Genomic DNA, 17,380 nt, shown 5'->3' on the forward strand with positions numbered 1-17,380 from the left:
GCGGGTGCCGCTTCTGCTGCAGCTAGAGCGCGGCGCTGCTGGCGGGAGCCGGCGCCGAGCCGCTCGCTGCAGGTGTTGCCGTGGGTGCCGGCAGCGGCTCCACGGGCGTCGAATCGGCGGGTCGATGCGCCAGGCCACCGCTCCGGAACAGCTCGCTGGCCACCTGGTAATACGCAATCGCCTGGTCGATCTGGTCCTGGTTCTGCGGCGTGATCGCGGTGGCATCGCCGGTGGCGTAGTCGGGCTTCATCTGCTCCAGCTTGCGTTGCGGTTCCAGCACGGTGAGCACGTCGTCGTGCAGGTAGCCCAGCTTCTCGTAGGTGGCCGGGAACGCGCGCTCGCGGCCGGGCTCCAGCTGGAACAGGTCGTAGCCGAAGAAGCGCGAGCGGTAGCTGAAGTTCAGCAACCCGAGCACGGTCGGCGCGATGTCGACCTGGCCCATCAAGCGCTGCACGCGCTGCGGCTCGATGTGTGCGGGCGCGTAGATCCACAGTGGCACGTGATAGCGGTTGATCGGCACGCTGGTCTTGCCGGCGCTGGCCGCGCAGTGGTCGGCCGTGATCACGAACACGGTGTTGGCGAAATACGGTTTCGCGCGTGCGCGCCTGATGAAGTCGCCGATCGACCAGTCGGTATACGCCACCGCGCCCGCACGGCTGAGCTGGGCCTGTTTCACTCGTCCTTCCGGGAAGGTGTACGGGCGATGGTTGGAGGTGGTCATGATATGCAGGAAGAACGGTTTGCCGGCGGCCTGCGCGTCGTCCATCTGCCTCAGGGCCAGCGTGTACAGGTCCTCGTCGGCCACGCCCCAGACGTTCTCGCTATGGATCGTGGTGCCTTTCGCGATGTCGCGGCGGTCGATCGTGCGGTAGCCGTTGTGGCTGAAGAAGTAATTCATGTTGTCGAATTCGCCATAGCCACCGTAGACGAAATCGGACTGGTATCCGCGATCGTTGAAGACGTTGGCCAGCGTGAACAGGCCTTCGTTGTTGTGCTCCTTCAACAGCGAGTCGCCAGGCGTCGGCGGCACCGACAGCGACAGCGCTTCCAGCCCGCGCACGGTTCGCGTGCCGTTGGCATAGAGGTTGTCGAAGAACAGGCTCTGACTGACCAGCGAATCGAGGTACGGGGTGATGTTCTCCTTGTTGCCGAACGTGCCCATATAGTCGGCTGACAGGCTCTCGACGCTGATCAGCACCACGTTGAGATGCTGCTCCGGGCCGACGCGGCGGATCGCGCGGGTAAGGTCGTGCGGATCATCGCTGAGGTAGGTTGCGTCCGGCGTCTTGAGGCCTTCGCGCACCCGCCGGAACGCCTGCTCGTCCGGCAGCGTGCGGTAGAACTTCGCGTAGTCCAGGTGATTGCTGCGGAACGCGTTGAAGAATTGGTAGATGCCATTGCCCGCCAGCTCGTTGACGTAGTTGTTGCCGGTGCGGTCCTTCATGCCACCATTCGCGGCCAGCGAGAGCACGGTCAGCAGCAGCCACAACAGCGCCACCTTGCCGCGTTGCCAGAAGCGGCTGCCGTCGTCGCGCGCGCGCAGGCCGCGCCGGCCGATCGCGAACGCCACCAGCGCGGCAGCCACCAGCAAGGCCAGCCAGCGGCCGATCGGGTAGGACTCGCGGATGTTGCCGATCACCTCGTTGGTGTAGACCAGGTAATCCACCGCGATGAAGTTGAAGCGCACGCTGAACTCGTTCCAGAACACCAGCTCCGACGCCGCCACGAACAACAGCGCGTACAGCAGCAGCAACGCGAAGCCGTACAGCACCCGTTGGCCCGCGCGCGAGGTATAGGTGAATCCCGCCAGCGGCAGCACGAACAGGAACGGCAGGATGACCGGCCAGGTCGTCTTCAGCGTGGCGTGATACATCAGGTGCAGCACGCCCAGGCAGAGCGCGCAGGCCAGTACCGCGGCGGCGGCGGAGAGCAGCCAGCGCCACAGCCCCGGCATGCGCCCGGACCGCGTCGGCACGAACCAGAGAAACAGCACCAGGGGCCACGCCACGTAGATGAAGGTGATCAGGTCGTAGCCCAGACCCACGCCGAATGCGTACAGCAGGTTCAGCGGCGTGTGCGGCACTTCATTGCCGGACATGATCAGCAGCACCACGCGGGTGACGAACGAGATCGCCACGAAGGTGATGGCCAGCCACCACAGCGGGCGGAACCGCTGACGCAGCGGGGAAGTCGGGGTGAATGCGCTCGGCACGGGCAACTCCAGCAAAAGTGAGATCGGCGGACGCCTTGCGGGCGATACCTATCCGGGCTTTATACCGCGGATCAGCTTGGCGATTGGTTAGTTTTCAGCACGTTGATGGCGGCGACGCGGGCGGCCGTCATGGCCGCGCCGATGGCCGGACCAGTCAGCCCCTGTGCCACGAAGTCCGCGGCATCGACGGCCGCCGCGGCGGCACGCGCCTCGCGCAGATAGGCTGCCTGCGGATAGGCGTCGTGTTCGTGGCGGAGCCGGCCACGCTTGTCCGCTTCGCAGGTCGCCAGGAATGCATCCAGCCGTGCGGGGCGACGCAGCGCGTCCAGGGCGTTCAACAACTTCAGCACGGTGGCGGGCTTCAATTCGAACGCGCGGTGCGCATTCAGATGCTCGCGGCACGCCAGCTCGGCCAGCGCCGCATGCTCGGTCGGCACCTTCAAGCGTGCCGCCAGCGCACGCAGCGGTGCCACGCCGCGATGTTCGTGGCCCACGTGCCGCGGCAGCTCGTCCACCGGGGTCAGCGCCTTGCCGAGATCGTGCACCAGCGCGCAGAAGCCGACCAGGTCGTCGCCGGGCGCCAGCTTCGCCGCCGCGTCCAGCACCATCTCCAGGTGCACGCCGGTATCGATCTCCGGGTGGAACTCGGCGCGTTGCGGTACGCCGTACAGCGCGTCGATTTCCGGAAACAGCACGCGCAGCGCGCCTGCCTCGCGCAGTACGCGCAGGAACGCCGATGGCTGCGGTTCGCCCAGCGCCTTGCGCGTTTCCGACCAGACCCGCTCGGACACCAGATGATCGACCTCGCCATCGCGCACCATCTGCTGCATCAGCGCCATGGTCTCGGCCGCCACGGTGAAGCCGAGCGGTGCGAAGCGCGCGGCGAAGCGCGCCACCCGCAGCACGCGCACCGGGTCCTCGACGAACGCCGGCGACACATGCCGCAGTACGCGCGCCCCGATGTCGCGCACGCCGTGGTAGGGGTCGGTCAGCAGGCCGTGTTCGTCCTGCGCGATCGCGTTGATGGTGAGGTCGCGCCGCGCCAGATCCTGCTCCAGTGTCACCGTCGCATCGGCTTGAACCACGAAGCCGCGATAACCGCGCCCGCTCTTGCGCTCGGTGCGCGCCAGCGCGTATTCCTCGCCGGTCTCGGGGTGCAGGAACACTGGGAAGTCCTTGCCCACCGGCTTGTAGCCCAGCGCCAGGAGTTCTTCCGGCCGAGCGCCGACCACCACGTGATCGTGATCGACCACTGGCCGGCCCAGCAATGTGTCGCGGACCGCGCCGCCGACCAGATAGATGTGCATGGGCGGGATTCTGCCATGCGCCGGATGGATTCGAGGGCCGGGCTCGTGAAGCGCTCCGAAAGGGAGGGTTCGAAAGCCCGGCCATTCCTCGCGACGCGAGCCGCGCGCATGCAAGCGCAACGCCTCGCGCGGCGGCGTTGCGATCAGGGAGTGATGGCGTAACGACGGTTCCTGTCGCCTGCGGTCGCGGCAACGGAAATCAGTCGGGCGTTCAGGTGTCGTGACCGACCTGTCCCTGGTCAAAGCCGCGGGTCTTGCGCAGCGCGAGTTGATTGGTGATGCCCAGCAGCTCGTAGTAGCCGGCGAGCGTCGCCAGCATGCCGTCCACCCCAAGTTTGGGCGTGTCGAGCGCCACGCTGGCAATCTGCTTGACCAGGGCTTCATGCAGCCAATTGCGGCCATGCCATTTGAGCCACTTGCGGATCAGCCGCCCGGGTCGCCGCGGCGGCCCCAGTTTCGGCGGCGCCCACATATAGTCATCGAAGATCATCACGCCCCCGACCTTCAGCAGGGGCCAGCTCATCACGCCATCGGCGAGTGCGCCAAATGCGGAGTGCCAGCCATCGATGTAGATGATGTCGTAGGGCCCGCTGACCCGACGCAATGCGTCGAAACTTGAACCGGCATACTCATGGATCTTGTCCCGCCACGGTGCGGTGTTGTTGCGAAAGCGCGCGTGGTAGTCACCGTAGACCGGATCGTGCTGGAAGAAGTCTGCGCAATCGACGCTGCTGGTTGGCGCCGTGAGGATGTTGTCGCACAGCCAGATGGTCGAGCGGCCCTCGAAACTGCCTATTTCCAATGCTCGCAGCTCCGGCTTTCCGCGCAGATGGGAGAGCCAGCGTTCCCAATGCGGAATGTTGTGATGGAACCAGTCGGTCGAGAACTCTCCCTGTTGGCCATTCATCGTCTTTTTCCAGAGGCAAACAAACGCCGAGAATAAACCAACTGCAAGCGGAAGCAGGCCTTCGCGGTGGAGCTGCCATCTCCCGTGCAAGCCAGGCGGGGCTGAAGCCGACGGCCCGCTTTATGTGGCCATCGCCCTCACGTAAGCTGGCATGCGGAGACTGGCGGGGCAGGGGGAGTTTCGACCATGACGGCAAGGCATGCGCATCCGTTGATGCAGGGACGTGCCGTGGGATTGTCGCCGGCGGCAGGTACCCTGCTGGAAGCGGCGGCGGCGGCGCTGGATCGTCAGGACCCGGCGGCGGCCGCAGTGGCCCTGGACCGCGTACTGGCACTGGAGCCCGATTGCGCAGAGGCCTTGCGCATGCGTGGGCTGATGCAGCATCTGCGGGGCGATTACCGGGCGGCGCTGGCCTTGCTGCGACAGGCGCACGATCTGCGCCCCGGTGACGCATTGATCCGGATGAACCTGGCCACGTCCCTGTACGCCAGCGGCGATGCCGAGGCGGCCGTGGCGTGGCTGCGGCGGGCCTGCGCGATGGTGCCGGATTTCGCGCCGGCATGGTTCAACCTCGGCAAGATGTACATGCTGCAGGGACGTCCGGCCGGGGCGATCACCGCCCTGCAGCGAACACTGGATGTCGACCCGGAGCATGTGTCCGCGCGGATCGTGCTGGCGCAAGCCCAGGCCAGCCTCGGCATGGCGGCGCTGGCGAGCGCGAACTATCGCGAGGTGCTGCACCGGCAACCCGGCCAGCCGAGCGCCTGGTTCGGGCTGGCCAATCTCGATGTCGAGCGTTTCACCGAGGTCGATGTGGCGCAGCTGCAGCAGCAACTGCGGCTGCCACAGGCAAGCATCGCCGCGCGCGTTTCGCTCGGCTTCGCGCTGGTGCGGGCGCTGGAGGATCAGCACGACCCGCGCTCGGCGCTGCGTGCCTTGCACAAGGCCAACGCACTGCAGCAGCGGCAGCTGAACTGGAACGCCATGCTGGCGAGTGCCCGGGTCGATGAAGTCGTCCGGGCTTTCCCGGAACCGATCCAGGCGACGGATCCGCTGCTGGGGGACGGAGTGATCTTCATCGTGGCGCTGCCGCAGTCGGGTTCCTTGCTGACCGAGCAGATCCTCGCCTCACATCCGCAGGCGGTGGCCGCCGCCGAGGGGACCGATCTGGGGCAGATCCTCGATGCCGAGTCGGCGCGGCGTCGGCAGCCGTTTCCGCGGTGGGTGGGCTCGGCGACGGCGGCTGACTGGTCGCGGCTGGGACATGCCTACCTGGCGCGCATCGAAGGCCGGCGTGGGCACCTGTCGCACTACGTCGACCGGAACACGGCCAACTGGCAGCTGGTGGGCGCGGCGCTGGCGATGTTGCCGGGCGCGCGCGTGGTGAACAGCCGACGCGAGGCGTTCGAAAGCTGCTTCGCCTGCTATCGGCAGTTGTTCGTCAGCGGCAACGAATTCAGTTACGACCTCGACCACATGGTCGGCTACTGGCGCGATTACGATCGGCTGAGTCGGCACTGGCAGCGGTTGTTTCCCGCCCGCCTTCTGGAGCACGACTACGAGTCCTGGCTGGTCGACCCCGAAGTGCGGGTGCGGCGGCTGCTGGCGTTCTGCGGTTTGCCGTTCGATGCAAACTGCATTCGGCCGGCGCGTGCAGCGGATGATGCGCACTCGCCCGGCGGCATCTCGACCGAGCAGCTGCTGCGCCGGGACAGCGCGCGCAGTGCATGGTACGGGGACAGCCTGCAGCGGCTGCGCGCCTTGCTCGGGACGGTCGCGCGCTGAGCGGCGCCGTGCGGCTCACCGGTGCGATGATCTCGCCTGTGCCAGCCGGCGCTGCCGGGCGGGCTCGTTGAGCAGCACCGGCAGCCATGCCGTGAACGGTTGCGGCACGATCCCGAGCGCGGCGTAGCCGTCGACCTTGCCGACCGAGTCGGTGCGCAGCGAGCGGAAATTGTCCAGCGAGAAAGGCTTGCCGGGCAACAGCTCGGCGAACTGCGCCTGCAACCGGCCGAGGCTGTCGGGCAGCGCGATGATCGGCGTGCGTACTCCGGCCGCATCGCGGATCCTGTGCACGATCTCGCCGAGCGTGAGCACCTCCGGACCGTATAACTCGTAGGTGCGCCGGGAGGCACGTTCGCTGTCGACGCAACGCGCGATCGCCTCGGCCACGTCGCCGACATGGGTAGGCGCCATGCGTGCGTCGGCACGCGCCAGCGGCAACACCGGCATGCGTCGCAGCAGGGTCGCAAAGCGGCTGACCAGCCCGTCACCGGCGCCGAAGATCACGCTGGGCTGATAGATCGTCCAGTCCAGCGCCGACGCCTTCACCAGCATCTCGGCCTCGCCACGGGTCTTCAGGTACTGCGACAGGCCCTGGCCCGCCTTCAGCGAACTCATCTGGTGCAGTCGCGGCACGCCAGTCGCCTGGCAGAGGGCAACCAGCCGCCGGGTCAGTTCCACGTGCGTGCGCTGGAAAGTGTGCTTGCCGCCGGCATTGAGAATGCCGATCAGGTTGATCACCGCGTCGGCGCCCACGAGTTGCCGACGCAGGGCGTCGTCGTCATAGACATCGACGCTGCGGATGCTTACCCCGGGCAGCACGCCCAGTGCACGATGCTGTTCGCGATTGCGCGAGAGCAGCACGATGCGATGGCCGTCGGCGACCAGCCGGGGCACCAGGTGGCTGCCGACGAAACCGGTGCCGCCGAGAATGACGAGTTGCTGTGCGGCCATGGGAGCGGTCCTCGGGATGAGTTCAGGGCGAGGCACTGAGCGTGCTGGAGGTAGCGGCCGGCGCGGCGGATGGGGCGCCGGCGGAGCAGGCGACCACGCGGTGTGGAGCGGTTCCGTTTGGCCGTCCATACGGCTGTCCGATGGCGCCCATGCGAGCAGCCAGCGACACCGCCTTGCCATGCAGTCGCCAGTCATAGATCACGCTGAAGGCCATGACCCGGGCCACGTACTCGCGGGTCTCCTTGAACGGCATGGTGGCCACGAACAGATCCGGCGCCAGCGAACCGCGCGCGGCCAGCCACTGGTCGATGCGGTTCGGGCCGGCGTTGTAGGCGGCGCTGGCCAGCCACGCCGAGCCGCCGAACCGCTCGGCCAGCTCGGCCAGGTAACGCGTGCCCAGCGCGATGTTGATGGCCGGGTCGTACAGCGTGTCGCCGCCACCCCAGTCGAGTCCGTGGCGCCGGGCAACCGCCGCGCCGGTTTCCGGCAGCAGCTGCATCAGGCCGCGGGCATCGGCGCCGGAATGGGCGTCGCTCATCCATGCGCTTTCGGCGCGCAGGATGCCGTAGGCCCAGGCCGGGTCGACGCCGGCTTGCTCGGCCTGCGGCACCAGGCCGTCCTGGCTGGCCAGCGGGAAGCGCAGGTCGTACAGCCTTAGCGCGTCGCCACTGCTGAAGGTGAACACCGCACGGTCATACCAGCCGCGCTGGTTGGCCAGGTCGGCAGCCACGCGCAAGGTCGACTGATCGGCGCCCTGCAGCGCCTGCGACCACTCGCGCCGCGCGAGCTTGGGCAGGCCGACGGCGTAGAGTTCGAACGCGCGCTGCAGGCCGGGCCTGGCCAGCAGCGCCTGTTCGCGTTGCGGGTCGTCGGCGAGACTCAGCGGACAGATCGCATACGGCTGGTCGAGCCGGTCGGCGGCGAGGAAACCGAAGAACGTCGCGTTGCCGGCCTGCGCCGCGAGCTGCCGGTGCGCTTCCTCGTAGCGGCCCAGTGCCGTCAGCGCGCGGGCGCGGAAGTACTGCCACTCGCCCTCCTGCTGCTGGCTGGCCGGCATGGCGTCGATGCCGGCCAGCACCGCCGTCCAGTTCTGCCTTGCCAGCGCCACGCGCACGCGCCATTCACGGCTGGCTTCGGTTTGCGCCGCGGCGGGCAGGGCGATCAGCCGGGCCAGAGCACCATCATCGAAATCGGTGGCGTGGAACAGCGCCAGCGCGTACAGCACCGCGTTGCGTTGCTGCTCGCTGAAGCTGAAGTGCGGCTGCAGCTGCTGCCACGCGCTATCGGCGCTGGCGGACTGGCGTCGGGCCAGTCGGGTCAGCGCGAGCGTGGCGGCATGCCGGGCGCGCGGAGTGTCCGGCCAGCTGGCCGCGCTGGTCAGCGCGGCGGCCGGATCGCGCAGCGCCAGCGCGAGTTGCTGCGCGCTGGCGCGCTCGTCCGCGGGCAGCCAGCCGGCCAGGCTGGCGATGGTGCCGGGCTGGCCCGCGTCGGCCGCGCGATCGATGCGGGTCCACAGGCGTGCGCTGGTCAGCAGGCCCTGGTCGTGGGCCGCATCGAGTACCGGGGCGCAGCTATCGGGCAGGTCCGGCTTGGCCCAGAGTGCAGCCAGATCCGCGTCGAAGTTCAGCGCGTCGCCGCCGGCCAGCCGTGCCTGCAAGGCGTCACAGGCGAGCGTGTCGCCGAGGCCGGGCTGGTAGAGCGCGCGGAAACCGGTCCAGTCCTGCCGGCGCGCCAGTTCGCGCAGGAAATCGCGGCGCAGGTCGGCGGCGGGGATCCAGTCGGGATATTGCGTGAGGTACTGCTCCACCGTGACGCGGTCGATCTGCTGGATGTCGTGCTCGAGCGCCGCCGCCTCCAGGTACGGGTAGAGCGGATAGTCGCGCAGGGCCGCCGCCGGCGCCTGCCAGCCCGTGCCGCCCTGCTGCGCGGCGGCATAGGCCAGCCGGAAGGCGGCGCGCTGGCCGGGTTCGGCGGCCTGCGCGATCGCACCGGTCAGCCACCAGGCGATGGCCAGCAGCAGCCAGCTCAACAGGACGCGCCGCGATGGGGTTGAAGCAAACATGAAGACTCCTGCGATCGATCCGCTGACCAGTGTAGTCGATGCCCCGCGACGACCCGTTGCGAGGCAGCGGCGTCGGCGCGCCTGCTAAGCTGACACGCTTCATCTTCCGCTCTCCGGGATAGGCATGCCGTCAACAGCTTCACCCGCTTTTCGTCGAAGTGGATTGACGTGGATCGTATTGCTGCTGCTGGCGCTGGCCGGCTTGTACTGGTGGTGGGCGATCGGGCGGCCGGTGGTGTTGCCGGATGCGCCGTCGGCGCGGATTGCCTGCGTGTCATATGCGCCGTTCCGCCGCGCTGGCGAGACGCCGCTGGATGCGACGGCCTTCATCAGCCCTGAACGCATCGACGAAGACCTGCGCGCGCTGTCGCAGCGATTCGATTGCGTGCGCACCTACTCGCAGGGCCAGGGGCTGAGCGCCGTGCCGCAGATCGCCGAACGCTACGGCATGAAGGTGCTGATGGGAATCTGGCTGGGTGGCGACGCGAAGGCGAACGCCCGGCAGATCCGGCTGGGTATCGCTACCGCGCAGGCGCATCCGCAGGTGGTGCGCGGGGTGATCGTCGGCAACGAGGTACTGCTGCGCGGCGAGTTGTCGCCGGCACAACTGGCCGGTTATCTGCACCAGGTGCGCGCGGCGGTCCGCGCGCCGGTGACGTATGCCGACGTGTGGGAATTCTGGCTGCGCCATCCGGAGCTGGCCAGTTCGGTCGACTACCTCACCGTCCACATTCTGCCGTACTGGGAGGATCGGCCGGTCTCGCCGGAGCGCGCCGTGCAACATGTGGCGACGGTGTACGCCAAGGTGCAGCACGCGTTCCCCGGGCGAAGCGTGATGATCGGCGAGACCGGCTGGCCCAGTGCCGGCCGGCCACGCCAGGCGGCCAGCGCCAGCGTCGTCAACGAGGCGCGCTACCTGCGCGAGTTCCTGCGCTACGCGGCGACCGTGCACATGCCGTACAACGTGATCGAGGCGTTCGACCAGCCGTGGAAGCGCGCGCAGGAAGGCGCCGCCGGCGGTTACTGGGGCATCTTCGATGCGCAGGCGCGGCCGAAGTTTGCGATGCAGGGGCCGGTGGTCGAGGAGTCGCTCTGGTGGGCCGGCTGGCTCGCCGGGCTGGCGGGAGCGGGCCTGTTTGGGCTGGCCGGCATCTGGCGGCGCGGGAACGATGGCTGGCGCGGCTGGACCGCGCTGGCGCTGGCCGGGGTCGCCAGCGGCTGCGCGCTGGCCTGGCAATATCGGCAGATGTGGTTCGCCTGTCGCGATGGCTGGGAATGGACGCTGTCGTCGCTCGCCTGCGTGCTGGCCTTGTTCACCGCGTTGTTGCTGGCGCGCCGGATCGCTGCGCGGCTGGCCGGCGCGAGGCCGCCGGCGCCACCGCGCTGGTTGCGCACGGGCTGGCTGTTCGCGCTGGCGTTCTACGGGTTGCTGCTGGTGTTCGACGGACGCTACCGGGATTTCCCGCTGGGCCTGTTCCTGCTGCCGTGCGCGGGCTTTGCGCTGCTCGGGGGATTGACCGACCGGCGCGAACGGCTGAAGCCGTCGCTGGAGGAATGTTTCCTGGCGGCCTGGCTGCCGCTGCTGGCGGCGGCGGTGCTGGTGCAGGAGTCCGGCCTTACCCCGGTGGCATGGCTATGGCTGGGAATGAACCTGCTGCTGGCCGTGCCGGTGCTGGTCGAATGGCGCGACACGCGCCTGCAGCCGCAGCAGCCGTAGGCTGCCGATCAACAGCGCCAGCGCACCGGCTTCGACGCCATACAGTTCCAGGGCAAGGATGCCGAGCGCGGCCGCCAGCCAGGCCAGCCACAGGCGCGGGCGCCACAACGCCAGCGCCGCGGCCGCCAGGGCGGCGATGCCGTAGACGTCGTGCAGGAATCCCAGCACCAGCAGCTGTCGCCACTGGCACCACGCGGGTGCGTCGCCGGCGCTGCATCGCTGGCCGATCACGCTGGATTCGATCAGGCCGTAACGCAGCCACGCCGTCGCCATCGCTACCGCTACCAGCAAGAGCCATGGCAGGGCTCGCCTCATCAGCTTCGGATTCATCGGCGGCGTCTCGGCGTGGCCTTGCCACCGACATGGGCGGGCAGGCGGATCTCCGCGGCCAGCGGCAGGTGGTCGGAGAACGCCTGCGGCAGCGCCCACATCTTGTCCAGCTGGATCGCTGGCGAGGTCAGGATGTGGTCCAGCGCCCGCCGCGGCTTCCAGCTGGGAAAGGTCGGCGTCGGCTGCGCCGGTGGCTGCAGGCTGCATTTGGCGAACAACTGGGCCATCTCGACGCTGTGCGGCTCGGCATTCAGATCGCCCATCAGCACCGCATGGGGGAAATCGTGCAGCAGCTCGGCGATGAAGCCGAGCTGGCGCGCGCGCGCCGGGGCGCTCAGCGACAGATGCGCGATCATCACGGCCAGCGCATTGTCGCCTTCGCCGAACTGCGCCAGCAATGCGCCGCGACCGGGGATCCGGCTGGGCAGCGGGTAGTCCAGCACCGAATGCGGCTTCAGCCGGCTGATCAGGCCATTCGCCGAATGCGCCAGCCGCGCCATCGCCCGATTCGGCTGATGACTCCAGAACGGCATGCCGGCGGTTTCGGCGAGGTACCGGGTCTGGTTGAGGAAGCCCGAGCGCAGGCTGCCGGCATCGGCCTCCTGCAAGCCGATCACGTCGAACTGCGGCAACACCTCGGCGAGCCGGTCGAGGTTGTCCATCTTGCTGCGGCCGGGCAACACCGCGTTGAGGCTGCGGGTGACGTACTCGCTGTAACGCGCCACGCTGGCGCCGGCGAGGATGTTGCAGCTGAGCAGGCGCAAGTGGCGCTCGACGGGTGCGGGTTCAAGAATGGTGGCGCGGGTCATCGCAACACCCTACAGGGGAAAGGGATGTCGACGCTCGCGGAGTGTGACGCGCCTTGCATCCAAGCATGGGCCTTCGCATGTGAACGACATGCCTCGCGCTCGGCAGGCGCGAGGTGCGGCTTATTTGCCGCTCAGTTCGCGTTTGGCCAGCCATTGGGCCACCGCCGCCAGTTCGTCGAGCGAATGGACGTTGGTGACGCGGTACTTGCCGTCGACCACGATGGACGGCGTGCCGTCCACCTGCCATTTCTGGATCAGCGCGAAATCGCGCTTCAGCTTGGCGGTGGTCTCGGCGGACGTGGCGATGCGCATGAACTGCGCCCGGTCGACGCCCTGGCGGGCGTAGAAATCGGCCAGCTCGTCCATCGAGCTGATCGGATAATGCTGGCCGAACTTGTCGGCGAACAATTGCAGGTGCGTGCGATCGACCACGCCCAGCTCTTTCGCCGCGTAATAGGCGCGCGCGTACGGCAGCCACTCGGCGCTGAACGGCGCCGGCAACAGCTTGAAAGTCACGCCCGCGGGCAGCTGCTTGCGCAGTTTGTCGGCGGTCGGTGCGAACTGGGCGCAGTGGATGCAGCCGTAGGAGAACACTTCGACCACTTCCACCTTGCCCTCGCCGCTGTAGCGCTGATGAGGGCCGGGCAGGGTCACGTACTCGCTGCCTTCGGCGTACGGCGCCGGCGCGCTGGATTGCGCCGTGCAGGCGCTGGCGAGCAGCAGGCCGGTGGACAGCGCGAGGAGGTGCAGCAGGACGAATCGCTTGAACATGGGGGCCTACTCTTCGCAGCGCGGCCAGGCGGCCGCTGGTGGGGCAGATCAGCTGACGCGGGAAACCTGTCTACTTGCCCGCCGCTTCCTTCGCCACCAGCCACTGCGTCAGCTCGATCGACTGGGCAAAGCCGCCGGCGGTGATCGGCGTGAAGCGATACTTGCCGTTGATGATCATGGTCGGCGTGCTGTCGACGCCGTAAGCCTTCATCAGGTCATCGGCGCGCTTCATGCGGGTGTTGACGGTGAACGAATTTGCCACGCCGGTGAATTCCTGCGCGGTCACGCCGTACCTGGCGTAGAACTTCGCCGCGTCGTCGATCGTGGGCCACGCTGCCTTGGGCTTCAGGTTGCTGGACCTGAGGTCGTAAGTGGACAGCTCGCCGCTCTTCCACACTGCATCGAACATCGCGTCGTGGGTCTTGCCGACAAGATCCAGCGCCTGCGCCGCGTAGAACGCGCGCTGGTACATCGGCCAGTTCTCGTCGGGGCGGAACGAGGCAGCCAGGTAATTCATCACCGCATTCGACGGCAGGCTCCGGGCGATCTGGTCGACGGTGGAATGAAAGCCGTTGCAGGCGGGACAACCGTAGGAGAACACCTCGGTCACCTCGATCTTGCCCGGGTGGCTGGTCGGCTGCGCCGGCTCGATCGCGAAGTAGTGCTTGCCTTCGACCCACTTGCCGTCGTCCACGAATGGCTTCGCCGCAACTGCAGGCGCGGGTTCGGCCGCGTCGGTGGCGGTATCGCCTGCGGCCGGTGTCGTGCTCCCGGCTGCGGCAGGCGCGGTGGTTGTCGTCGCAGCGGCGGGCGTGGCGGCAGCGACGGAAGCCGGCGTGGCCGCAGTGACGCTGGCTGCCGGTTGCGCGGGTGCGCCGGTGCCGCGGTCATGGCTGCAGGCGGCGAGCGCGAGCAGGGCGGCACACAGGAACGGCAGACGCTTCAACATGGCAAACCTCGCAGGTGGGGCATGAAACCGACAGCGCCGACCCTTCGGTCGGCGCTGGTCAATCAAGGCGTGGCGACAGGCTGGTCGCCGGCGCTGTGCAGGCCTTCGATGTAACTGGACAGCGCGGTGATGTCGGCGGGCTCCAGTTTCTTGGCGATGGCCGGCATGATCTGCGACTGCGCATCGTCGCCCCAGGTAGTGCCGTCGTGCCAGGACTTCAGGGTCGCTTCGACGTACTGTGCGTGCTGGCTGGTCAGCTGCGGATACTTCGCGCCCGGATTGCCGCGACCATCGATGCTGTGGCAGGCCATGCAAGCCGGTATGCCGCGGGTGGCGTCGCCCTGGCGGAACAGTGTTTCACCACGCTCGACCAGCGCCTGATCGGCCACGCCGGGCAGGGGTGTCTTGCTGGAGAAATAGGCGCCGACGTCGTGCATGTCCTGCGTCGACAGCGGTGCGGCCATGCCCATCATGATCGGGTTCTGCCGCTTGCCGGCTTTGAAATCGGTCAGCTGGCGCACGATGTACTGCTCGCTCTGCCCGGCCAGCTTCGGGTACTGCGCGTCACTGGAGTTGCCGTCGATGCCGTGGCAGGCGCCGCAGACGGCGGCCTTCGCCTGGCCCGCGGTGGCGTCGCCCGGTTTGACGGCGGCGGTTGCTTCGGCGGCCGTCGCCGCGGGCGCTGCCGCGGTGGTGGCGGTAGCCGGCGCCGCTGCCGTGGCCGCAGCGGCTGGCGCGGCAGTTTTCGGCTGGGCGTCCTGTGCCATCAGCGCACTGGCGGACAGTGCAAACACGAGGGCTATGGCAGACCCGAGAACAGCGGGCCGAAAACCAGCGGACCGAAAACTCATACACTTGACTCCCGAGAGACTTGCGAACACTGCCCAGATTGCGGCCACGAGGCTTGCAACAGGCAGAAACCGCAGAATTATCCCTGCGCCACCATAGCTTGGTCAAACCATTCCCATGTCGAATCCGCTTCAGGGTGCCCAGTTCGTGCTGGCCGCCCATCGCATCAGCCAGCTTCCTGCCGACCAGGGGGCCGAGGTGGCGTTCGCCGGCCGCTCCAACGCGGGCAAGTCCAGCGCGCTGAATGCGTTGACTGGCCACAAGGGCCTGGCACGCACCTCCAAGACGCCGGGCCGCACGCAGCAGATGGTTGCCTTCAGCCTGCCCCCGCCCGTCCAGGTGGAAGGTCAGCCGCCGCCGGACGTGCGCCTGATCGATCTGCCCGGATACGGCTACGCGAAGGTGCCGCTGGAGATGCGCGAGCACTGGAAACTTGAGATCGATGCCTATCTGCACCAGCGGCGCAGTTTGCGTGGACTGGTGCTGATCGTGGACATCCGCCATCCACTGAAGGAGTTCGACCGGCTGATGCTGGAGTTCTGCTTCGCCACCCAATTGCCGTGCCACCTGCTGCTGACCAAGGCGGACAAGCTCTCGCGCGGGCAGGCCACCCAGGCGCTGGCCGCCTTGCGCAAGCAATTCGCCGCGGAGGGTCTGCACGCCACCGCGCAGATCTTTTCCTCGTCCGCCGGCACCGGCGTGGACGAGGCAAGGCAGGCGGTGATGACGCTGCTGCGGCAGCCGCGCGAAGGCGCGCATCAGGGGCGCGAGCGCTAGAGAAGGTGCCCCGGCAACGGGCGAGCGCGCTCAGCCGCGCACGGATTCCATGAACACCGCACACAGCGCCTGCATCCCGGCGCGATCGTCCTCGTCGAAGCGGTCGATCACCGGGCTGTCGACATCCCAAACGCCAAGCAGGCTGCCATCGGACTTGATCAGCGGCACCACGATCTCCGATTGCGAGGCGGCGTCGCAGGCGATGTGGCCCTCGAACGTGTTGACGTCGCGCACCAGCTGGGTTTCGCGGGTGCGCGCGGCGGTACCGCAGACGCCGCGGCCGAGCGCGATGCGGATGCAGGCGGGTTTGCCCTGGAAGGGACCGACCACCAGTTCGTGGCCGTCGTACAGGTAGAAGCCGGCCCAGTTGAGTTCGGGCAGGCTGTGATAGATCAACGCGCCGAAATTCGCCGCGTTCGCGATCAGATCGCGCTCGCCGGCCAGCAGGCCGCGCGCCTGCGACAGCAGATCACCATAGTGCTCGCGCTTGCTGGCGTACGTGTGGGATTTCAGTTCGAACATGCGATGCGTCCAGCGGCAAAGCCCGTATTATGCGCCGAGCCATCAGACGGGGAGGCAGCATGAGCTTGACCGAGCAGCGCGAAGGAATCGAAGCGGGGCGGCTGGACATGTTCGTGGACGGCGCGTTCGCGTTCATCCTGACCCTGCTGCTGATCGGCGGCGAATCGATCCCCGACAGCACCGGCAAGCTGCTGCACGCGCTGGGCGGCATCCCCGCGTTCGCCGTGTGTTTTTTCCAGATCGCATTCTTCTGGCATGGCCATGTGCGCTGGCGCAAGCGCTGCCACAGCGCGGATGCCACTGGCCGCTGGCTGTCGTTGCTGCTGGTGTTCTTTGCGATGATCTTCGTCTACCCGCTGCACATGGTGTTTTCCGGCGTGTTCTCCTGGCTGAGCGGCGGTCGTCTGCCCAGCGACTTTCGCCTGGTCGGCGGTCCGCTGGACATGCGCACCCTGTTCGCCTGCTACGGCCTGTCGTATGCGTGCATGGCCGGCACGTTGACGCTGCTGTTCCTGCATGCGGCGAAGAGCGCGGCCCGGCGTGGCTTCGGCAACCTGGATGCGCGCCGCGAAATGCGCATATGGAGCGTGCCGGCTGCCATCGGCCTGGTCTCGGCGCTGACCGCGCTGCTGTTGCCGCTGTCGTCGCCCGCGTGGGCGTGGGCGATCCCCGGCTTCATGTACTCGCTGCTGTTCCTGATCGGACCGGTGGTGACGCGCTTCAATCGCCGTTACGCACAGGCGTGATGCCGGCCGTCTTCATTGCCGGCACCGATACCGGCATCGGCAAGACGCACGCAGCGTGCGCGCTGTTGCACGCATTGCGCCGGGCCGGCTACGGCGTCTGCGGCATGAAACCGGTGGCCAGCGGTTGCGTGGCAACCGTCGATGGCCTGCGCAACGACGATGCGCTGGCCCTGCAGGCAGCCAGCAGCACGATGCTGCCGTATGCGTCGATCAATCCGGTTGCGTTGCGCGATCCGCTGTCGCCGCACCTGGCCGCCGCACATGAGGGCGTGGAGATCTCGCTGGCACCGCTGCGCAAAGCCTTCGACCAGTTGCGTGCCGATCATCAATGCGTGGTGGTCGAAGGCATCGGCGGCTGGCTGGTGCCCCTGGCGCCAGGGCTGTTCGCGGCGGATATCGCCAAGCAGTGGCGATTGCCGGTGATCCTGGTGGTCGGGTTGCGGCTGGGTTGCCTCAACCATGCCCTGCTCAGCGCGCGCGCGATCGCCGCCGATGGTTGCCGCCTGCTCGGCTGGATCGGCAACTGCATCGATCCGGCGATGGAGGCGCAGGCGGAGAACCTGGCCACGCTGCGCGAGCTGCTGCCGGCGCCGTGCCTCGGCGTGTTGCCGCATGCGGTGGCGCCGGCGCAGGCGGCCAGCGAGTTGGCGGTATCGGTTTTGGGCTGAGCTTCACATCGGTCATGT

Annotated in this window: 16 protein-coding genes; 5 read left to right on the forward strand and 11 right to left on the reverse strand. The window is 67.9% G+C overall.

What is annotated here, in order from left to right:
• Window positions 1-22 precede the first annotated feature (22 nt).
• From ACFPME_RS06550 to ACFPME_RS06560, 3 genes are all read right to left on the reverse strand, one after another.
• On the reverse strand, window positions 23-2,212 hold the full coding sequence (locus tag ACFPME_RS06550; RefSeq protein ID WP_377303318.1) for an LTA synthase family protein: 2,190 nt from the start codon (window positions 2,210-2,212) through the stop codon (window positions 23-25).
• Between the two features lie 71 nt (window positions 2,213-2,283).
• Window positions 2,284-3,519: a multifunctional CCA addition/repair protein gene (locus ACFPME_RS06555; RefSeq protein WP_377303321.1), complete on the reverse strand. Its 1,236-nt coding sequence runs from the start codon at window positions 3,517-3,519 to the stop codon at window positions 2,284-2,286.
• Between the two features lie 211 nt (window positions 3,520-3,730).
• On the reverse strand, window positions 3,731-4,426 hold the full coding sequence (locus ACFPME_RS06560) for a class I SAM-dependent methyltransferase (RefSeq protein WP_377303323.1): 696 nt from the start codon (window positions 4,424-4,426) through the stop codon (window positions 3,731-3,733).
• 186 nt (window positions 4,427-4,612) lie between these two features.
• Here ACFPME_RS06560 and ACFPME_RS06565 point away from each other — a divergent pair, with 186 nt between their 5' ends.
• Window positions 4,613-6,211: a tetratricopeptide repeat-containing sulfotransferase family protein gene (locus ACFPME_RS06565; protein ID WP_377303325.1), complete on the forward strand. Its 1,599-nt coding sequence runs from the start codon at window positions 4,613-4,615 to the stop codon at window positions 6,209-6,211.
• Between the two features lie 15 nt (window positions 6,212-6,226).
• Here ACFPME_RS06565 and ACFPME_RS06570 read toward each other — a convergent pair whose 3' ends face one another.
• Entirely contained in the window at window positions 6,227-7,162 is a 936-nt protein-coding gene (locus ACFPME_RS06570; protein ID WP_377303327.1) for a complex I NDUFA9 subunit family protein, read from the reverse strand.
• A 22-nt stretch (window positions 7,163-7,184) separates the two neighbouring features.
• Window positions 7,185-9,224: a transglycosylase SLT domain-containing protein gene (locus ACFPME_RS06575; RefSeq protein WP_377303329.1), complete on the reverse strand. Its 2,040-nt coding sequence runs from the start codon at window positions 9,222-9,224 to the stop codon at window positions 7,185-7,187.
• A 163-nt stretch (window positions 9,225-9,387) separates the two neighbouring features.
• Here ACFPME_RS06575 and ACFPME_RS06580 point away from each other — a divergent pair, with 163 nt between their 5' ends.
• Window positions 9,388-10,941, forward strand: a complete 1,554-nt coding sequence (locus ACFPME_RS06580; RefSeq protein WP_377303331.1) for a glycoside hydrolase family 17 protein — start codon at window positions 9,388-9,390, stop codon at window positions 10,939-10,941.
• Here ACFPME_RS06580 and ACFPME_RS06585 read toward each other — a convergent pair.
• The 5 genes from ACFPME_RS06585 to ACFPME_RS06605 all read right to left on the reverse strand — a co-directional run bounded on the left by ACFPME_RS06585 (window position 10,858) and on the right by ACFPME_RS06605 (window position 14,651).
• Window positions 10,858-11,256 carry a hypothetical protein gene (locus tag ACFPME_RS06585; protein ID WP_377303333.1) on the reverse strand — a complete coding sequence of 133 codons (399 nt, stop codon included), beginning with the start codon at window positions 11,254-11,256 and terminating at the stop codon, window positions 10,858-10,860. The genes ACFPME_RS06580 and ACFPME_RS06585 overlap by 84 nt on opposite strands.
• Window positions 11,257-11,267: 11 nt before the next feature.
• On the reverse strand, window positions 11,268-12,080 hold the full coding sequence (locus ACFPME_RS06590; protein WP_377303336.1) for an endonuclease/exonuclease/phosphatase family protein: 813 nt from the start codon (window positions 12,078-12,080) through the stop codon (window positions 11,268-11,270).
• Between the two features lie 120 nt (window positions 12,081-12,200).
• Entirely contained in the window at window positions 12,201-12,851 is a 651-nt protein-coding gene (locus ACFPME_RS06595; protein ID WP_377303338.1) for a thiol:disulfide interchange protein DsbA/DsbL, read from the reverse strand.
• A 70-nt stretch (window positions 12,852-12,921) separates the two neighbouring features.
• Window positions 12,922-13,800 (reverse strand): thiol:disulfide interchange protein DsbA/DsbL, encoded by an 879-nt coding sequence (locus ACFPME_RS06600; protein WP_377303340.1) that lies wholly within the window; start codon window positions 13,798-13,800, stop codon window positions 12,922-12,924.
• A gap of 62 nt (window positions 13,801-13,862) precedes the next feature.
• Window positions 13,863-14,651, reverse strand: coding sequence for a c-type cytochrome (locus ACFPME_RS06605; RefSeq protein WP_377303342.1), 789 nt, complete (start codon window positions 14,649-14,651; stop codon window positions 13,863-13,865).
• Window positions 14,652-14,766: 115 nt separating this feature from the next.
• On the opposite strand from ACFPME_RS06605, the gene yihA reads away from it, so the two are divergent.
• On the forward strand, window positions 14,767-15,426 hold the full coding sequence (yihA, locus tag ACFPME_RS06610; protein ID WP_377303344.1) for a ribosome biogenesis GTP-binding protein YihA/YsxC: 660 nt from the start codon (window positions 14,767-14,769) through the stop codon (window positions 15,424-15,426).
• Between the two features lie 30 nt (window positions 15,427-15,456).
• Here the strand turns inward: yihA and ACFPME_RS06615 are convergent, their stop codons facing one another.
• Entirely contained in the window at window positions 15,457-15,948 is a 492-nt protein-coding gene (locus tag ACFPME_RS06615; RefSeq protein WP_377303347.1) for a GAF domain-containing protein, read from the reverse strand.
• Window positions 15,949-16,007: 59 nt separating this feature from the next.
• On the opposite strand from ACFPME_RS06615, the gene ACFPME_RS06620 reads away from it, so the two are divergent.
• Together ACFPME_RS06620 and bioD are read left to right on the forward strand one after the other, a co-directional pair.
• Complete coding sequence (locus ACFPME_RS06620; protein ID WP_377303349.1) at window positions 16,008-16,694, forward strand: TMEM175 family protein; 687 nt, start codon at window positions 16,008-16,010, stop codon at window positions 16,692-16,694.
• Window positions 16,691-17,362 carry a dethiobiotin synthase gene (gene bioD / locus ACFPME_RS06625; RefSeq protein ID WP_377303351.1) on the forward strand — a complete coding sequence of 224 codons (672 nt, stop codon included), beginning with the start codon at window positions 16,691-16,693 and terminating at the stop codon, window positions 17,360-17,362. The genes ACFPME_RS06620 and bioD overlap by 4 nt, the downstream gene beginning before the upstream one ends.
• Window positions 17,363-17,380: the final 18 nt, after the last annotated feature.

This window comes from Rhodanobacter umsongensis (assembly GCF_042654965.1).
GTDB classification, from domain to species: Bacteria; Pseudomonadota; Gammaproteobacteria; order Xanthomonadales; family Rhodanobacteraceae; genus Rhodanobacter; species Rhodanobacter umsongensis.

Excerpts from the sequence above, each read along its gene's own strand:
- ACFPME_RS06555 (WP_377303321.1), bottom strand. The coding sequence starts at position 3,519 with ATGCACATCTATCTGGTCGGCGGCGCGGTCCGCGACACATTGCTGGGC.
- ACFPME_RS06560 (WP_377303323.1), bottom strand. The coding sequence starts at position 4,426 with ATGAATGGCCAACAGGGAGAGTTCTCGACCGACTGGTTCCATCACAAC.
- ACFPME_RS06565 (WP_377303325.1), top strand. The coding sequence starts at position 4,613 with ATGACGGCAAGGCATGCGCATCCGTTGATGCAGGGACGTGCCGTGGGA.
- ACFPME_RS06570 (WP_377303327.1), bottom strand. The coding sequence starts at position 7,162 with ATGGCCGCACAGCAACTCGTCATTCTCGGCGGCACCGGTTTCGTCGGC.
- ACFPME_RS06575 (WP_377303329.1), bottom strand. The coding sequence starts at position 9,224 with ATGTTTGCTTCAACCCCATCGCGGCGCGTCCTGTTGAGCTGGCTGCTG.
- ACFPME_RS06585 (WP_377303333.1), bottom strand. The coding sequence starts at position 11,256 with ATGAGGCGAGCCCTGCCATGGCTCTTGCTGGTAGCGGTAGCGATGGCG.
- ACFPME_RS06590 (WP_377303336.1), bottom strand. The coding sequence starts at position 12,080 with ATGACCCGCGCCACCATTCTTGAACCCGCACCCGTCGAGCGCCACTTG.
- ACFPME_RS06595 (WP_377303338.1), bottom strand. The coding sequence starts at position 12,851 with ATGTTCAAGCGATTCGTCCTGCTGCACCTCCTCGCGCTGTCCACCGGC.
- ACFPME_RS06600 (WP_377303340.1), bottom strand. The coding sequence starts at position 13,800 with ATGTTGAAGCGTCTGCCGTTCCTGTGTGCCGCCCTGCTCGCGCTCGCC.
- ACFPME_RS06605 (WP_377303342.1), bottom strand. The coding sequence starts at position 14,651 with ATGAGTTTTCGGTCCGCTGGTTTTCGGCCCGCTGTTCTCGGGTCTGCC.
- yihA (WP_377303344.1), top strand. The coding sequence starts at position 14,767 with ATGTCGAATCCGCTTCAGGGTGCCCAGTTCGTGCTGGCCGCCCATCGC.
- ACFPME_RS06615 (WP_377303347.1), bottom strand. The coding sequence starts at position 15,948 with ATGTTCGAACTGAAATCCCACACGTACGCCAGCAAGCGCGAGCACTAT.
- ACFPME_RS06620 (WP_377303349.1), top strand. The coding sequence starts at position 16,008 with ATGAGCTTGACCGAGCAGCGCGAAGGAATCGAAGCGGGGCGGCTGGAC.